15 protein-coding genes are annotated in these 13,898 nt (G+C 68.9%); 12 read left to right on the plus strand and 3 right to left on the minus strand.

Annotated elements, in window-relative coordinates; all coding sequences use genetic code 11:
- The first annotated feature begins 25 nt into the window (after positions 1 to 25).
- The 4 genes from PQV94_RS01800 to PQV94_RS01815 all read left to right on the plus strand — a co-directional run bounded on the left by PQV94_RS01800 (position 26) and on the right by PQV94_RS01815 (position 3,823).
- Positions 26 to 610, plus strand: a complete 585-nt coding sequence (locus PQV94_RS01800; protein ID WP_274287102.1) for a hypothetical protein — start codon at positions 26 to 28, stop codon at positions 608 to 610.
- A 113-nt stretch (positions 611 to 723) separates the two neighbouring features.
- Positions 724 to 2,109 (plus strand): glycine--tRNA ligase, encoded by a 1,386-nt coding sequence (locus PQV94_RS01805; RefSeq protein ID WP_274287103.1) that lies wholly within the window; start codon positions 724 to 726, stop codon positions 2,107 to 2,109.
- Between the two features lie 23 nt (positions 2,110 to 2,132).
- A complete protein-coding gene (locus PQV94_RS01810; protein ID WP_274287104.1) occupies positions 2,133 to 2,600 on the plus strand; it encodes a hypothetical protein in 468 nt (155 codons plus the stop codon).
- Between the two features lie 50 nt (positions 2,601 to 2,650).
- Positions 2,651 to 3,823 (plus strand): FHA domain-containing protein, encoded by a 1,173-nt coding sequence (locus PQV94_RS01815; protein ID WP_274287105.1) that lies wholly within the window; start codon positions 2,651 to 2,653, stop codon positions 3,821 to 3,823.
- Between the two features lie 3 nt (positions 3,824 to 3,826).
- Here the strand turns inward: PQV94_RS01815 and PQV94_RS01820 are convergent, their stop codons facing one another.
- The 3 genes from PQV94_RS01820 to eccD are packed head-to-tail and all read right to left on the minus strand — an operon-like array spanning position 3,827 to position 7,862.
- Entirely contained in the window at positions 3,827 to 5,164 is a 1,338-nt protein-coding gene (locus PQV94_RS01820; protein WP_274287106.1) for a S8 family serine peptidase, read from the minus strand.
- 4 nt (positions 5,165 to 5,168) lie between these two features.
- The gene (gene eccB, locus PQV94_RS01825; protein WP_274287107.1) at positions 5,169 to 6,518 is read right to left on the minus strand and encodes a type VII secretion protein EccB; all 1,350 of its coding nucleotides are present in this window, start codon (positions 6,516 to 6,518) and stop codon (positions 5,169 to 5,171) included.
- 3 nt (positions 6,519 to 6,521) lie between these two features.
- Entirely contained in the window at positions 6,522 to 7,862 is a 1,341-nt protein-coding gene (gene eccD, locus PQV94_RS01830) for a type VII secretion integral membrane protein EccD (protein ID WP_274287108.1), read from the minus strand.
- A 267-nt stretch (positions 7,863 to 8,129) separates the two neighbouring features.
- On the opposite strand from eccD, the gene PQV94_RS01835 reads away from it, so the two are divergent.
- From PQV94_RS01835 to PQV94_RS01870, 8 genes are all read left to right on the plus strand, one after another.
- Positions 8,130 to 8,444 carry a WXG100 family type VII secretion target gene (locus PQV94_RS01835; protein WP_137418805.1) on the plus strand — a complete coding sequence of 105 codons (315 nt, stop codon included), beginning with the start codon at positions 8,130 to 8,132 and terminating at the stop codon, positions 8,442 to 8,444.
- A gap of 34 nt (positions 8,445 to 8,478) precedes the next feature.
- A complete protein-coding gene (locus PQV94_RS01840; protein ID WP_234073807.1) occupies positions 8,479 to 8,769 on the plus strand; it encodes a WXG100 family type VII secretion target in 291 nt (96 codons plus the stop codon).
- Positions 8,770 to 8,852: 83 nt separating this feature from the next.
- Positions 8,853 to 9,251, plus strand: a complete 399-nt coding sequence (locus PQV94_RS01845; protein ID WP_274287109.1) for a hypothetical protein — start codon at positions 8,853 to 8,855, stop codon at positions 9,249 to 9,251.
- Positions 9,252 to 9,394: 143 nt separating this feature from the next.
- A complete protein-coding gene (locus PQV94_RS01850) occupies positions 9,395 to 10,528 on the plus strand; it encodes a S8 family peptidase (protein WP_274287110.1) in 1,134 nt (377 codons plus the stop codon).
- Entirely contained in the window at positions 10,525 to 11,865 is a 1,341-nt protein-coding gene (locus PQV94_RS01855; RefSeq protein WP_274287111.1) for a hypothetical protein, read from the plus strand. Before PQV94_RS01850 ends, PQV94_RS01855 begins: the two co-directional genes overlap by 4 nt.
- Positions 11,866 to 11,868: 3 nt before the next feature.
- Positions 11,869 to 12,186 (plus strand): WXG100 family type VII secretion target, encoded by a 318-nt coding sequence (locus PQV94_RS01860; protein ID WP_274287112.1) that lies wholly within the window; start codon positions 11,869 to 11,871, stop codon positions 12,184 to 12,186.
- 1 nt (position 12,187) lies between these two features.
- A complete protein-coding gene (locus PQV94_RS01865; protein WP_243226584.1) occupies positions 12,188 to 12,478 on the plus strand; it encodes a WXG100 family type VII secretion target in 291 nt (96 codons plus the stop codon).
- Positions 12,479 to 12,602: 124 nt separating this feature from the next.
- Positions 12,603 to 13,814 carry a S8 family peptidase gene (locus tag PQV94_RS01870; RefSeq protein ID WP_274287113.1) on the plus strand — a complete coding sequence of 404 codons (1,212 nt, stop codon included), beginning with the start codon at positions 12,603 to 12,605 and terminating at the stop codon, positions 13,812 to 13,814.
- Positions 13,815 to 13,898: the final 84 nt, after the last annotated feature.

A 13,898-nucleotide genomic window follows, 5' to 3' on the forward strand; every position in this document is an offset into this window, starting at 1 on the left:
GGCGCCCCCCGGTTACAGTGCAGGTATGCCGAATGGGGGAGATGCCGCGTCTGCGAGGCCCGCGCGCCGTGGGGCGGCGCGTACTGGAGCAACGGCGGCGGCACTGCTGATCGCGGCTCTCGCGTTGGCCGGATGCGGCGCCCAGCCGCGCCCGGCGCCCAGCGCGACGGCGCTTCCGTCCGGCATCACGGCGACCCTCCTGCCCGCGACGCCTGCCCAGAGCGCCGACGAAGTGCGACTGTGGGTGGAGAACACCACCGACGAGAATCTCGCGCTCTCCCGCATCCGCATCGACGCTCCGGGATTCGCCGGCATCGGACGCAAGGTCGGGTCGGGAAGCATCGAGGTCGCGGCGGGGCAGAGCGCTGAGATCGTGGTCTCGCTGCCGCAGATCCGTTGCGAGGCGGACGCGAGCGCGCCCGCCGGAGCGGATGCGGCGCCGTTGCCCACTCCCTCGCCGTCGGCGAGCGGCGCGAGCGAAGACCCCACAGCGACGATCGGATTCGCGCTGGGCGCGGCCATCGGTGTCGCGGTCACGCCGCTGGCCGACCCCGAGGGCGTCGTGGCGGCTCGGATCGCCGCCGCGTGCGCCGCCGCGCCCGCCGGCTAACCCCCGTAGAACGCGCGGCGGAGCGCCGCACTGGCGCGGATAGAATCGGATGATCCCGCGCCGCATCTCCGATGCGCCCGCGCGCCCTTCGCACAGCGACCATTGGAGCCACCGTGGCCGAGCAGTCCCGTCTCGACAAAGTCATCGCCCTCGCCCGCCATCGCGGGTTCGTCTTCCAGGCGGGGGAGATCTACGGCGGATCGCGTTCCGCCTGGGACTACGGCCCCCTCGGCACGGAGCTCAAGGAGAACATCCGCCGCGAGTGGTGGCAGACCTTCGTCCGCGGCCGCGGCGACATGGTGGGTCTGGACTCGTCGATCATCCTGCCCAAGCGTGTGTGGGAGGCATCCGGCCACGTCGCGACCTTCACCGACCCGCTGGTGGAGTGCCTGCACTGTCACAAGCGGTTCCGCGCCGACAACCTCATCGAGGACTTCGAGGCGCGCAAGGGTCGCCCGGCGGAGAACGGGCTGGCCGACATTCCGTGCCCGAACTGCGGCACGAAGGGGCAGTACACCGAGCCCAAGGCCTTCTCCGGCCTCGTGAAGACCTACCTCGGCGTCGTCGACGACGAGTCGGGCCTGTACTTCCTTCGCCCCGAGACCGCGCAGGGCATCTTCATCAACTTCTCGAACGTGCTGACCGCGAGCCGTAAGAAGCCGCCGTTCGGCGTCGGCCAGGTGGGCAAGGCGTTCCGCAACGAGATCACCCCCGGAAACTTCATCTTCCGCACGCGCGAGTTCGAACAGATGGAGATCGAGTACTTCACGCCGCCGGCAGAGGCGAACGAGTGGTTCGAGCACTGGGTCGAGGCCTGCTGGAACTGGTTCATCGATCTGGGCATCGACGCCGACAACATGCGTCGGCTCGATGTGCCCGAAGAGGACCGCGCGCACTACTCCGCCGGCACGATCGACGTCGAGTACCGCTTCGGGTTCCAGGGCAAGGAGTGGGGCGAGCTCATGGGCGTCGCCAACCGCACCGACTACGACCTGTCGAGCCACGCCGAGGCGTCGGGCACCAAGCTCGCCTACTTCGACCAGGCCTCGAATACCACGTACACGCCGTACGTCATCGAGCCCTCGTTCGGTCTGACGCGCGCGATGATGGCGTTCCTCGTCGACGCCTACCGCGAGGAAGAGGTGCCGAACGCGAAGGGTGGCGTCGACACCCGCACGGTGCTCAAGCTCGACCCGCGTCTCGCGCCCGTCAAGGTCGCGGTGCTGCCGCTGAGCCGCAACGAGAACCTCTCGCCGCTGGCTCGGCGTGTGGCGGACGAGCTGCGCGGCCGCTGGAACGTCGACTTCGACGACGCCGGAGCCATCGGTCGCCGCTATCGCCGTCAGGACGAGATCGGTACACCGTTCTGCGTCACGGTCGACTTCGATTCGCTCGAAGACGACGCCGTCACTGTGCGCGATCGCGACACCATGACGCAGGAGCGCGTGCCGCTCGAGAAGCTGCACGCCTATCTGGCGGAGCGCCTGCGCGGCGCCTGAGGTCGATCAGCGTCGGAGGACGCATGGAGACGGACGCGGCGGGTCGCTTCCCGATAGAGGGCGGCCCCTTCATCAAGCCGACGTGGATCGTGCGAACGACGGCGCCCGCATCCGTCGCGCTCGACGCGTTTGCCCGAGGGCTGGTCGACGCGAAGTACCGTGTGATCGACTCCACGCCGTCGATGCGCCGGTTGAAGGCCGGCTCCGCGCTGCGTTTCATCGCCTCCAACGTGGTCGGCGTCGAGCTCATCCCGGGGATGCGGTCGTGGGGCTTCGAGGCGCGCGCGACGATGACGGCCCAGACGGATGCGGGTCGCACCCGCGTCGTGATCACGATCGACCGCCTCGCGCACGGAAGCATGGTCGCGGTGCCCTACACGGCCGACGCTCTCGACCGCGGGGCCGCGGCGCTCGTCGCGGCCGGCTACGAGTTCGAAGTGGCTCCGCTGATGGAAGGCAAGGGGCTACGACCGTCGGATGCGGGCCGGTAGCGTGGAACGAGGGCCCTCGAGCGTGCGGCCCGAGGGGAGACGGAGAATCCGTGGATGACAGCTCGGTCGTGCTGACCGTCATGATCGTCGCCGCCGTGGTCGTCGGCATCTTCGCCGCCGGCTGGCACGTCTGGTACGCCATCGGACTCTCGCGGGTGCTCCAGGAGCGCGAGACCGAGCCCTGGCGGGCCTGGGTGCCGATCATGAACGAGGCGGAGCTCTTCCGGCTCGGCAACGTCGATCCCGTGAAGGCCGCGCTGCTGCTCGTGCCCTTCGTGAACGTCTACGCCCTCATCCTCAAGATCATGGCCGTGCACCGCATCAACAGCGAGGCGGGCCGCGGTGCGGGAACCACGGTGCTGGGTGTGCTGCTGCCGCCCGTGTGGGCTGCGGTCCTCTCCGGCGGTCGTGCTCCGGCCGCGCCGCAGCAGCCGGCGGTGGCGCCCGGGCGTCCCGCCCCCGTGTTCGCCGTCGCCCCACCGGCACAGCGCCCGCCTGCGATCCCGGATGCGGTCGTCGCGCCCCCCGTGCCGCCGGTCGCTCCCGCCCCGATGGGGCCCGGTGCGGTTCCCCCCGCTGCCGCGCCCTCGGCGCCCGCGCCGAGTGGATACGGCCCCAAGCGACGCGGCGTGACCCCGGGAGTCCCCGCGGCTCCGACTGCAGCGGTGCCCCCCGCGGCAGCGCCGTCGGCGGTCCCCGCGCCTGCCGTCGCTCCCGCGGCAGCGCCGGTCATGCCGCCCGCACCCGCTGCGCCGCCGACTCCGGTGGCCCAGCCGCAGAGCGCGCCGTCGCCCGCCCCCGCCCAGCCCGCACCTGTCCTGCGCTCGGGAGCGGTCGAGCCGGAGCCCGCGCCTCTCACCCGACGCGCCCGACGCGGCGCGGAGGAGACGCCGGTGCCCACCGGATGGTCGCTCGCGCTCCCGTCGGGCGAGGTCGTCGCTGTCGCCGCCGCAGCCCTCGTGCTCGGACGCAACCCGCGTGCGACCGAGAGCGGCGTGCAGTACGTCGCGGTCACGGATGAGGCCCGCACAGTCTCGAAGGAGCACGCACGTCTCGTATGGGACGGCGCGGCGTGGACGATCACCGACCTCGGGTCTACGAACGGCGTCAGCCTGCTGGACGCCTCCGGCGCCGAGCAGGCCGTCGCGGCGGGCGGATCCGCCCCGGTGACTGATCGCTTCGTGCTCGGCGACGCCGTGGTGCAGATCCGCCGCGCGAGCTGATTCTCAGTCGCGCGGTTCGTCGTCGCGGTAGAGCCCGCCTCCGCGCCGCACAGGCTGCGCGGACGTCGCCGCCTGTCGGCGACGCGAGACGAACACTCCGAGCGCTCCGGCGCCTCCGATCGCGATGAGAGCCCCGACCGCAGCCGTGGTCCCGAAGAGGATGGCCTCCTCGTCGGGTGCGGGCTTGTGCACCACGACGACGGGGTCGGCGGCAGGTTGCTCCGGCGCGGCGGACTCGCTGTCGGGGAACGGACTCGCGGGTCCGCGAAGTCCCGGTCCCGGCTGCATCACGATGGCGTCGTACGGCTGCACGACTCCCCAGCCCGCCCGGTCGTCACGGGTGTCAGGGTCGCTGCGCACGGCCGTCGCGGTGAGGCGGTAGGCCCACTCGGCGGGGGTCTCGTCGGGATGCGCGGCCGCCACGAGCGCTGCTGCCGCCGACACATATCCGGCGGAGTAGCTGGTGGCCGGGGCGTCGTCGGAGTACACGCAGTCACCGCCGAACTGCGAGGTCGTGATGATGCTCTGCCCGGGGGCGGCGATGGCCACGTGCGAGCCGTGGATGCTGTCGTCGGTGACGACGCCCTGCAGATCTGTGGCCGAAACGCCCAAGACGCCGGGATAGTTCGCCGGATAGCGCGGAACGTCCGCCTCCGTCTGCACGAGCGAGAGGACGCTGTTGCGGTTGCCCGAGCTGCCGATCACGAGACTGCCGCGAGAGGTCGCGTAGGCGACCGCATCCGCCACTTCGGGCACGTCGTCGGTCGTGCTCATCGACACGTTGATGATCTGCGCCCCGGCGTCGGCCGCCCAGCGGATGCCGGCCGCCAGCTTGCCGATCTGCGGGCCGAAGCCCGCCTCGGCCGTCTGCTTGTCGTCGCTGGCGAAGACCCGCACCGAGAGGATCTTCGCTTCCGGAGCGAGGCCTTCGACACCAGAGGCGTCGAGCTTGCGCGCCGCGATCTGTCCGGCGATGGCCGTACCGTGGCCGTACACGTCGGTCGACCCGTCGGGCGCCCCGCCGTCGCCGACGAGGTTCACCCCGCCCGCGAACGCGTCGACGAGATGAGGGTTGATCGCGAGGACGCCGGAATCCACGACCGCGACGGTGACGCCCGCGCCCCGGGTGATCGTCCACGCCAGATCGCTCTGCAGCATCGACAGCGCCGGGGGTGCTGCTCCGATGCGTGTCGCGGCGTTGCAGCCCTGCGAGGACTGCGCGGATGCGGCGGGCGCATCCACAGGGACGGTGCCCAGCAGCAGGCCCGCGAGGGCCGCCGCGGACACCGCCGCGGCGGCGCGTCGGAGCGGTCGCGGACTCGTCGCGTGTGCGGAATGCACGCGATCAGCCTCCCGCCGTGGGGGTGGGGAGCGGACGGGATCCGTCTGTCGACAGGCCGGCCGCATCCTCGGTCAATGCGGGACCGGTGCGCAGCAGGTCGATCCACACGTCTGCGGCGGTGCCGATGTCGTCGGGAGTGAAGCCGAGTCGGGCGATGGTCTCCTCCGTGGCGCCGGGCAGCGCGTAAGAGGTTCCCGTGGCGTCGACCAGTGTCACCAGGGCGGTGTTCTGATCGCCGCGGCCCCCTGAGCGCACCAGTGCTCCCGCGCCGGCGGTGACACGCACCTGCGCGGTGACGTTGTCTGAGCGCGGCTGAGTGGCGAGCACGGTGCGGGTCTCGGTGTTGTCGCCGACGAGTGCGGCGCAGGGGCGGTCGTCGGTGTCGATGGCGGTGAAGCTCTGCGTGGGCCAGTCCGCTCCGCCGGCGCGCTTGTCGGCGGAGGGAAGGCTGCCCGTCTCGGCCTGCGTGACCTCGCGAACCTGCGAGGTCTGGCCGCCGAGCTGGTAGAGCTGCCAGGCGAGCGGCGTCAGTTCGGCGAGGGTGCCGTCGGATTGCACGAGAGAGCGCCTGTCTTCGGGCTCGCCCGCGGCGTGCACGACGTCACCGACGCGCAGCGACGTGCCTTGTACGGCGGCTCCCGCGTTCGACACGCGTAGGGGGGCGAGGTCCGCGCCCGGTGTGAACAGGTTCAGCCAGTCGACCGGTACCTTCACCGGGTTGAGTGTTGCGATGCCGGCGGCGCGCAGGACAGCATCGCCGTCGTTCGCAGAGACCGCGAAGCGCAGCCCGTCGGAGATGACGTAACGCGAACCGGCGGCATCGACGACGACCGCGCGCCCCGTCGCCTCCTGCGGTGTCGCGCCGCCGATGCGCACGTCGAGGGCCGCATCGTCGGTGACGCAGGCGCCCCATCCGCTGTTGGTCAGCCCTTCCGGCGTGGGAATCTCATCGGGCGCACCGACGATTCCGAGGGTCGGCCCGAGGCGCACCCCTTCGAGGTTCTGCTGATCGGTGTCGATCACCTGGAAGTCGCTGGAGGGGAGCAGGAGGCGGGCGCTGGCAGTGTTGATGACCGGGTACAGGACGCCGTCCTGGGTGATGAAGCGGGAGCCGGTGTCTTTGACGATGACGAGCTTGCCGTTGTCCCAGCCGTTCGGCAGCCCCGGCCGGATGAGACCGTAGAACACCCCGACGAGGATGACGCCGACGGTGAGCGCGATGGCGGCGATGACCGCGCGAAGCGGTGCGGTGGGCTCGAGTTCCTTGCCTCCGGGAGCGCCGCTGACGAAGGCGGTAAGCAGACGTCGGCGCGAGAATGTCTGCGCCTCGATGAGGTCGTTCTTGGTCGCCATGGATCAGGCCAGCCCAGCCGCGATGACACCCAAGGGCAGCAGCAGCGCGAGCAGCACGAGTTCGACCGTGTCGGACAGCCGTGCGAGGCGGGTGCGGGCCTTCGGCGAGAGCAGCGTGACGGTCACCACGATCGCTGCGGCCACCCCCAGCGCGATGAGCAGCGCGGCGCGCAGGTCGGGCTGAGTCAACGAGATCGTCAGGCCGGAGACGGCGAGGCCGGCGGTGCCCACGGCCATGATCGCCAGCACTCCCGAGCGGGCGTAGGTCTGGCGCGACGGGAACATCATTCCGAGGAACGCGAGCGTGCACAGGATCGCGCCCACAACGCCGTCGGACGCCACGAGCGGGGTCGCGGCGAGCACGGCGATACCGAGCGCGACGCGGAGGGCGACGAGGGTGCGCTGGCCCCGCGCCGTGCGCGCCCGCACGTCGGCGGCGTCGATCGGCTGCGGGTCGGCGAACATGTCGGCGTCGCTCTGGGGTGAGATGACGCGGAGTCTCGTCGAGCTGAGCACCAGCCAGGGCAGCGTGCCGGAAAGCGTGCCGACGATTCCGATCATGAGTGCGTAGGGGGCGACCGTCCCTTCCGGGAGCAGTGCCGTGATGGCCGCTGCGATGCCGACCACTCCGCCCAGAGCCACGGGGACGAGCTGCACCTCGGCGCGGTCGGGCATGAGTGCGAGCGTGGCCCCTCCCACGACGAGCATGCCGAGCCCGGCGGCGGCGAGCGGCCAGCCCCACAGATCCAGTGATGCGGGCACGGCGAGGTATCCCGAGAGAGCGGCGAAGACGGATGCGGCGATGCCGAGCCCCTGGCCCGCTTCGAGCTGCCCGAGTCGAGCGACCACGGCGGCGACGGTCGCAAGGATGACGGCTCCGCCGCCGGCGATGAGCGCGCCGAGCCCCAGCGAGGGGCCGGCCGCGAGCAGCAGCAGTGCGCACAGGCCGAGGAGGGTGAGGCTGACGGCCAGGGCGGTGCGGGCGTTGTCTCGCGCGGTCCACGGTCGGTTCTGCTGGCCGGTGGCGTCGATGACCGCTTCGACGATGTCGTCGTAGACACGTGGCTGGGCGATGAGACCGCCACGAGCCAGGGTGAGCACGTCGCCGTCGGACACGCCCTGGGGAGCGGCGCCCTGCGCCGCATCCAGCACAGTGCCGTCGGCCTTCTGCAGCGCGTAGCCCGCGTAGGTCATCGTGGGGTCGAGCACGCCGAGGCTGCGCGCGAAACCGGGCATGAACTCGATCAGCGGCACGTGCGCCGGAACGCCGATGTCGAGCCGGCGCCCCTCGCTCTGCACAGAGATGCGGAGTAGCGCGCGCGGCGCGCTGATCGTCTGGGCCACGGTGCGGGCTCCCCCTCCAGCTCGGGCGAATGCGCTGTCCTCGCGCGCGGCCATTCTATTGGCCGACGTGCGGCGGTCGTGGCTGCTGGACGATGAGGAGAAGGTGGGTTATAACGTGAGAGAAGTCTCATGGCAATGCCCTGTGGAGAGCTTGCTCACCCCTCCGAAACCTCCCTAGCTTTAGATCGGTCGGTTTCCTACGCCCTTCACATCAGGAAGAGCGGCCGGCTGGCGGGAACGCCGATGATGAGGGATGAGGGGGAAGTCGTGGCAGATGTGATCTCCGCTGAAGAGGGTGCTCTCAAGCGCGGCGCCCAGGCAGTCAACACGGCCAAGGCCGGTGTTGACCAGCAGGTCAAGAAGGTCCGTTCCGAGATCGAGCAGGTCTCCGGATTCTGGACGGGCGCCGCAGCCGGCGCTTACACGCAGCTCATGGCGCGGTGGAACCAGGAGACCACCAAGCTCAACGAGGTGCTGGTGACGCTCGAGGAGGCCCTGTCGGGCACGGAGCGCGACCAGGCCGCCTCGGAAGAGTCGCACCAGCAGACGATCTCCGGTCTCAACTCGATGATGGGCGCCTGACGCTTCGGCGCAGGCTTTCGGAAAGGAAACCTCAATGCAGTCCATGTCCGTCCGTCCCGAGCAGGTCATCGCGCTCTCGCAGCAGATCCGCGGCGGCGCCAACGGGATCAAGTCGCAGCTCGAGACCCTCGAGTCCGAGGTCGGCAAGCTTCGTGCTTCCTGGAACGGTGAGGCGCAGAACGCCTACGACGACGCTCAGCGCAAGTGGAACCAGTCGCTGATCGCCCTCAACACGCTCCTCGAGCAGATCGCGGCGAAGACCGAAGAGATCTCGCAGGGCTACGTCTCGACCGACCGTTCGGCTGCCGGGCGCTTCGCGCTCTGACACACCTCGTGTTGCGGGTCGGCCGGTGATCACCGCGCCGGCCCGCATCCGACTTTCACATACAGACTTACCGGGGGAACACCATGAGCTCCATCAGTCAGATCGCGTTGGACCTCGCGCAACTCGCGCAGAACATCGTCCGTCTCCAGGAGCAGGCGTCCGCGATCCCTGAGCGCGCACAGGTTGCCCAGGTGGAGGGAGCCAACCAGGAGGATGCGCAGCAGACATATCTCCTCAACTTGAAGACCGTTGCTTCCAAGGTGGCCGCTAAAACCGAGGTGATCAGGCTCTACATAGAGCACAACGCACAAGCGCTTCAAAAGGCAGCCGACGCCTTACAGAACACCGACGGCGACAACTCGCTCGCTGCGCGCCGTGCGACGGCATTTATCGACGCTTCGATCACCAGCGCTACGCCCCCGGCGACTCCCGGGGGAGTCGCCGCCCCGCAGACCTCCGGCGCGACTCCCAAACCGTGGTGATGCCTGCTGGGCGGCGCGGCCCGACTCGCCCATTACTCCTCAGTCTTCTTGCCATATCTTCGGTCGGGCTCTTGGCTTTCGGAGCTTCCGGCTCGGCCGCCGGGGCCCAAGACGACGGGCAGTGGTGGTACTCGGCCTACGGCGTGGCCGATGTCCACGCGGAGGGGTGGACCGGCAAGGGCGTGAAGATCGCTGTCGTCGACACACAGATCAATCCGGATCTGCCGGACTTTCAGGGTGCCGATCTGACGGTGGCTGAGGGGTCGGCGTGTGTCGGGAAGGATCCGTCGACGTCGGTTGCGAGTGCTGGGGCTCAGCACGGGTCGACGGTGACCGCGATGCTGATCGGCAACGGCACGGGTGTTGCGGGGACGAAGGGGATCGTACCGGATGCGTCGGTGACGTTCTACGGCGTCGGCGCGACCGCGGACTGTGACCCGCTGCCGGAGGTTGCGGAATCGAAGCTGACACCCATCATGTGGATGATCAAGCGCGCGCTAGAGGATGGTGCCGACATCATTTCCGTGTCGATGGTTGAGGGTGAAGTTAGCGTCCCGGGCAGTGAGGTTCTTGCGGAGGCTGCGGCGAAGAGGGTTCCTGTGGTCGCGGGCAACCCGAATGATGTGTTCAAGGAGGGTGGCAATCCCGCGGCGATGAACTCTGTCGTTGGGGTGAGTGCGGTTGACTCCGATCAGAAGCTTCCGATTGCCGCGCTGGGAGTAGAGAACGTTGTCACGAACACGACGGTGGTGGCTCCTGGTGTGAACATTGCGACGATAGGTGATGGCTCGGATCCGGGATCATGGGACGTGTCGGGGCGTGCAACGGGAACGTCGTTGGCGACGCCGCTGGTGGCAGGGATTCTCGCAGCGGCGAAACAGAAGTACCCCGATGCGACAGGCAACCAACTGATTCAGTCGTTGACGCACAACACGGGTGCCGATGATCACGAGCTCCAGTACAGCGACACCGACGGTTACGGGTACGGTGTGGCGTCGCTGCGTCACACTCTCAGCAAGGACCCGACACAGTACGAAGACGTCAACCCGCTGCTCAACAAGGACGTCGGGCCAACGCAGGAGGACATCGATGAGGCAGCTGCGGCGTTGGCGTCGCCACCGGCAGCGGGTCAGCCCTCGCCGGACGGGATCGGTGCTTTCCTGCCCGTGATCATCGGGATCGGAGTGGGAGTAGGAGTTTTAGTCATCGCGGGGGTCATCGTGACCGTCGTGCTCGTTCGAAGAAGTAATCGCACCCAGCGAAAGGGGCAGTCATGAGCGAATGGGAGCAGCGTCTCCGCAATCTCGCGGAGGGCCCGGCATGGGAGATGCCGAATCTCTCGGCGGTGGGGCCAGCGTTGACGTCGCTGACTACGTTGATGAACCGCGTGGCCAGTGAGACCGGGTTCACCGGGGAAACCGAGCGCGAAGCCATCGATCAGATGCAGAAGGCCAAGGCGGACATCGAGGATCTCCGTCGCTATGTCGAGCAGGACCTCCCCACGGCGATCAACGCTGCGAACGCCCGCAGGGAGGAAGCGCAGCGCCACCTCGAGGCGCTCGACTCAGGATCTTTGAGCGCAGACGCGCAGCAGACGATCCGCAACGCCGCTGCCGGCGCGACGATCGTCTTCCCGGGCTTCTCGGTGATCGCCGGTGAAGGAGCGATCGCAGCCGCCAACTGGTTCCTCGGCTCGCAGCGAGAGGCGCAGGCGAAGTCAGCCGTCGAGGCGGTGAGTAATGCGCTTGATCAGGACTCCGGCGCGTTCCCGGAACTGCCGCCGATGGAGAACGTCTACGGCAGCATCCCGAACATCCCCGACGAACTGCGCGACACGAACATCGACACGGGTGGGCCGTCAAAGCCGAGCTTCCAGAACTATCCGGATTACAACACCCCGATCGGGGTCCCGCCGGGCCAGGGCGGTGTGATCATGCCGGGTCCGGACGGTGGCGACCCGCGTTTCGTGCCGAACGACCCCGACGGGAGCGGCCCCAACGGCACGGCGCGCCCGCCGATCTACAACGCTCTGCCGGCTCCCGGTGTCATCGTGCACCCGGACGGCCCGGTCGACGGAGGCGTGGGCAACTACCCCGGCGGTGGGCTCGGCACGATGCCCGGTGGGGGGTCCGGAGGACTCGGAGGCAGCGGTTCGGGCGGGATGGGATCCGGTGGTCTCTCCAGTGGATTCATGGCGGGCGCCGGTGGCGCTGCCGCACTCGGCGGTCTGGGTAAGGCGGCCGCGGCCGGTGGTCTCGGTGGGCTTCGCGGTGCCGGTGGTCTCGGCGGCGCTGGTCTTGCCGCGCGCGGCGGTGCCGGCGGCCTTGGCGGTGGTCTCACCGCCAACGCCGGAGGCGGCGCGGGTGGTGGACTGCTCGGCAAGGGCGGTGCCGGTGGCGTCGGTGCTGGTGCAGGGGCTGCGGGTGAAGCCGCGGGCGGCTCGCGCGGTGCCACGGGCATGATGGGCGGCGGTGGGGCCGGTGCGGGCGCTGGCGGCGGAGGCCGTAGCGACAAGAAGGGTCGCGGTCTCGGTGGTCCGATCGCGCCGTCGATCGAAGACGATGCAGAGTTCGGCCCTCGCTCCGAGGGCGCGGGCGCAGGGGGAAGGGACTGACACATGAGCGAGAAGATCTCCGCAGAAGAGGGAGCGCTGCTGCGCGGTGCCGAGGCGGTCTCTGCGACCTACCTTGACATCGCCGACAGCACCCGACGCGTGATCGCGGAACTCGACCAGATCCAATCGATCTGGCAGGGGGAGGCTTCGCAGTCCTACGCGCAGATGATGCAGACCTGGACGGCGGGCGCGCAGAAGATCAACCAGACGCTGGTCCACCTGGAGGAGGCGTTGCGTTCGACAGAGCGTTCGCAGAGCGCTCTGGAGGAACAGCACCAGTCCACCATCGGTGGTCTGGGCGCGATGATGGGAGGTGCGTGAGATGGGCGATCTGAGCATCACGCCGGCGGCACTGACCGCATCCGCAGGCGAGTTGCGCCGCGAGTCGCAGCGCATCGAGGGCGCCTTGCGTGCTCTCGAGCAGGAGGCGAACCGCCTTCGCGGTAACTGGGACGGTGCGGCCCGCGTGGCCTATGACAACGCGCAGCGCGCGTGGTCAATGGAGTTCGAGCACATGAAGACGGTGCTCGCCCGCATCGCGTCGGCGACCGAGTCGATCGCTGAGGACTACGTCACGACCGACCGCAACTCGGCGAAGCTGTTCCAGCGCTGACGACAGCGCGAGCCCGCGAGACGCGGCTCGATCTTGGTCTCGGGGAGTGAACGCGCGCGTTCGCTCCCCGAGACCGCTTCCGGGGGGAGAAGACTTGCGAACGCGAACGCTTCGCGGGTACGTCATGACCGCGCTGCTTGTGGTCGCCGCGACGAGCACCACGGCTCCCGCGTCCGCTGCGGATGGCGGGCAGTGGTGGTATGAGGGTTACCACGTTCAGGATGCGCATGATGCTGGTTGGACCGGTAAGGGCGTGAAGATCGCGGTCGTGGACAGCCAGATCAATCCGGAGTTGCCGGATTTCGCGGGAGCAGACCTGACTGTCGCACCCGGTGCGGCGTGTGAGGGTGCGGAGCCGTCGACGACTGAGGCGAATGCTGAGTCGGAGCATGGGTCGACGGTGACGGCGATGCTGATCGGTAACGGCACGGGTGTGGCGGGAACGAAGGGTATTGCGCCTGAGTCTTCTGTGACTTTTTACGGGGTGGGTGCTCTGGCGGATTGCACGCCGACGCCCGACGTTGAGGCTTCTGGGCACTCGCCGTTGATGTGGATGATCCAGCGCGCCCTCGACGACGGCGCCGACGTCATCATGACTACCGTCGTCGTCGGTGAGGTTACGAGGCTCGACAGCGAAACGGTCGCCCAAGCGGTCGCGAACAAGGTTCCGCTCGTGGCGGGTAACCCCAACGACGCATTCAAGCAAGGCATCCTCCCCGCTTCCTTCAACGGCGTAGTCGCTGTGAGCGCGATTGACAGCAGTTCGAATCTCCCCTTGGGGGCTCTGGGAGTCCAGAACGCGATTCCTCAGACGACGGTGGTTGCCCCCGGTGTGGACATATCGACGATCGGTGACACCACCGGTTCATGGGACGTCGCGGGAATCGGTACTGGGACCTCGCTGGCGACGCCGTTGGTCGCGGGCATCCTGGCCGTCGGGATGCAGAAGTACCCCGACGCGACGGGCAATCAGCTGATTCAGTCGCTCGTGCACAACACAGGAGCCGAGGAACACCCGCTCCAGTACAACGACAGTGATGGATTCGGGTACGGGACGGCCTCCCTGACGCGCGTCTTGTCGGCGGACCCCCTGCAGTACACCGACACGAACCCACTCTTGGAGAAGAGCTCACAAGACCCGTCAGTTGAGCAGATCGCCGACGCAGAGAAGGTGCTCGCTTCAGCCGTGACGACCCCGCCCGCGGAATCAACCGGCGGGTCGCCGTTGCTCCCTGTCTTCATCGGGGTTGGCGTGGGGCTCCTGGTTTTGATCGTGGTGGGTGTGGTCGTGACCGTGGTGCTGGTTCGGCGGAGTCGTCGGCGGGTGGGGGCGTGATGGTGGTGTCGCGGAGGCGTTGGGTGCGTGCTGGTGCGGTGGTCGCGGCGGGGCTCGTGGGGGTTCTGGTGGGTGCGGCTCCCG

It is taken from the genome of Microbacterium sp. Clip185 (assembly GCF_028743715.1).
Taxonomy (GTDB): domain Bacteria; phylum Actinomycetota; class Actinomycetes; order Actinomycetales; family Microbacteriaceae; genus Microbacterium.

Bases quoted from the DNA above. Each gene is read 5' to 3' on its own strand.
- eccB (WP_274287107.1), bottom strand. From the start codon at position 6,518: ATGGCGACCAAGAACGACCTCATCGAGGCGCAGACATTCTCGCGCCGA.
- PQV94_RS01810 (WP_274287104.1), top strand. From the start codon at position 2,133: ATGGAGACGGACGCGGCGGGTCGCTTCCCGATAGAGGGCGGCCCCTTC.
- PQV94_RS01855 (WP_274287111.1), top strand. From the start codon at position 10,525: ATGAGCGAATGGGAGCAGCGTCTCCGCAATCTCGCGGAGGGCCCGGCA.
- PQV94_RS01865 (WP_243226584.1), top strand. From the start codon at position 12,188: ATGGGCGATCTGAGCATCACGCCGGCGGCACTGACCGCATCCGCAGGC.
- PQV94_RS01800 (WP_274287102.1), top strand. From the start codon at position 26: ATGCCGAATGGGGGAGATGCCGCGTCTGCGAGGCCCGCGCGCCGTGGG.
- PQV94_RS01860 (WP_274287112.1), top strand. From the start codon at position 11,869: ATGAGCGAGAAGATCTCCGCAGAAGAGGGAGCGCTGCTGCGCGGTGCC.
- PQV94_RS01870 (WP_274287113.1), top strand. From the start codon at position 12,603: ATGACCGCGCTGCTTGTGGTCGCCGCGACGAGCACCACGGCTCCCGCG.
- PQV94_RS01840 (WP_234073807.1), top strand. From the start codon at position 8,479: ATGCAGTCCATGTCCGTCCGTCCCGAGCAGGTCATCGCGCTCTCGCAG.
- PQV94_RS01845 (WP_274287109.1), top strand. From the start codon at position 8,853: ATGAGCTCCATCAGTCAGATCGCGTTGGACCTCGCGCAACTCGCGCAG.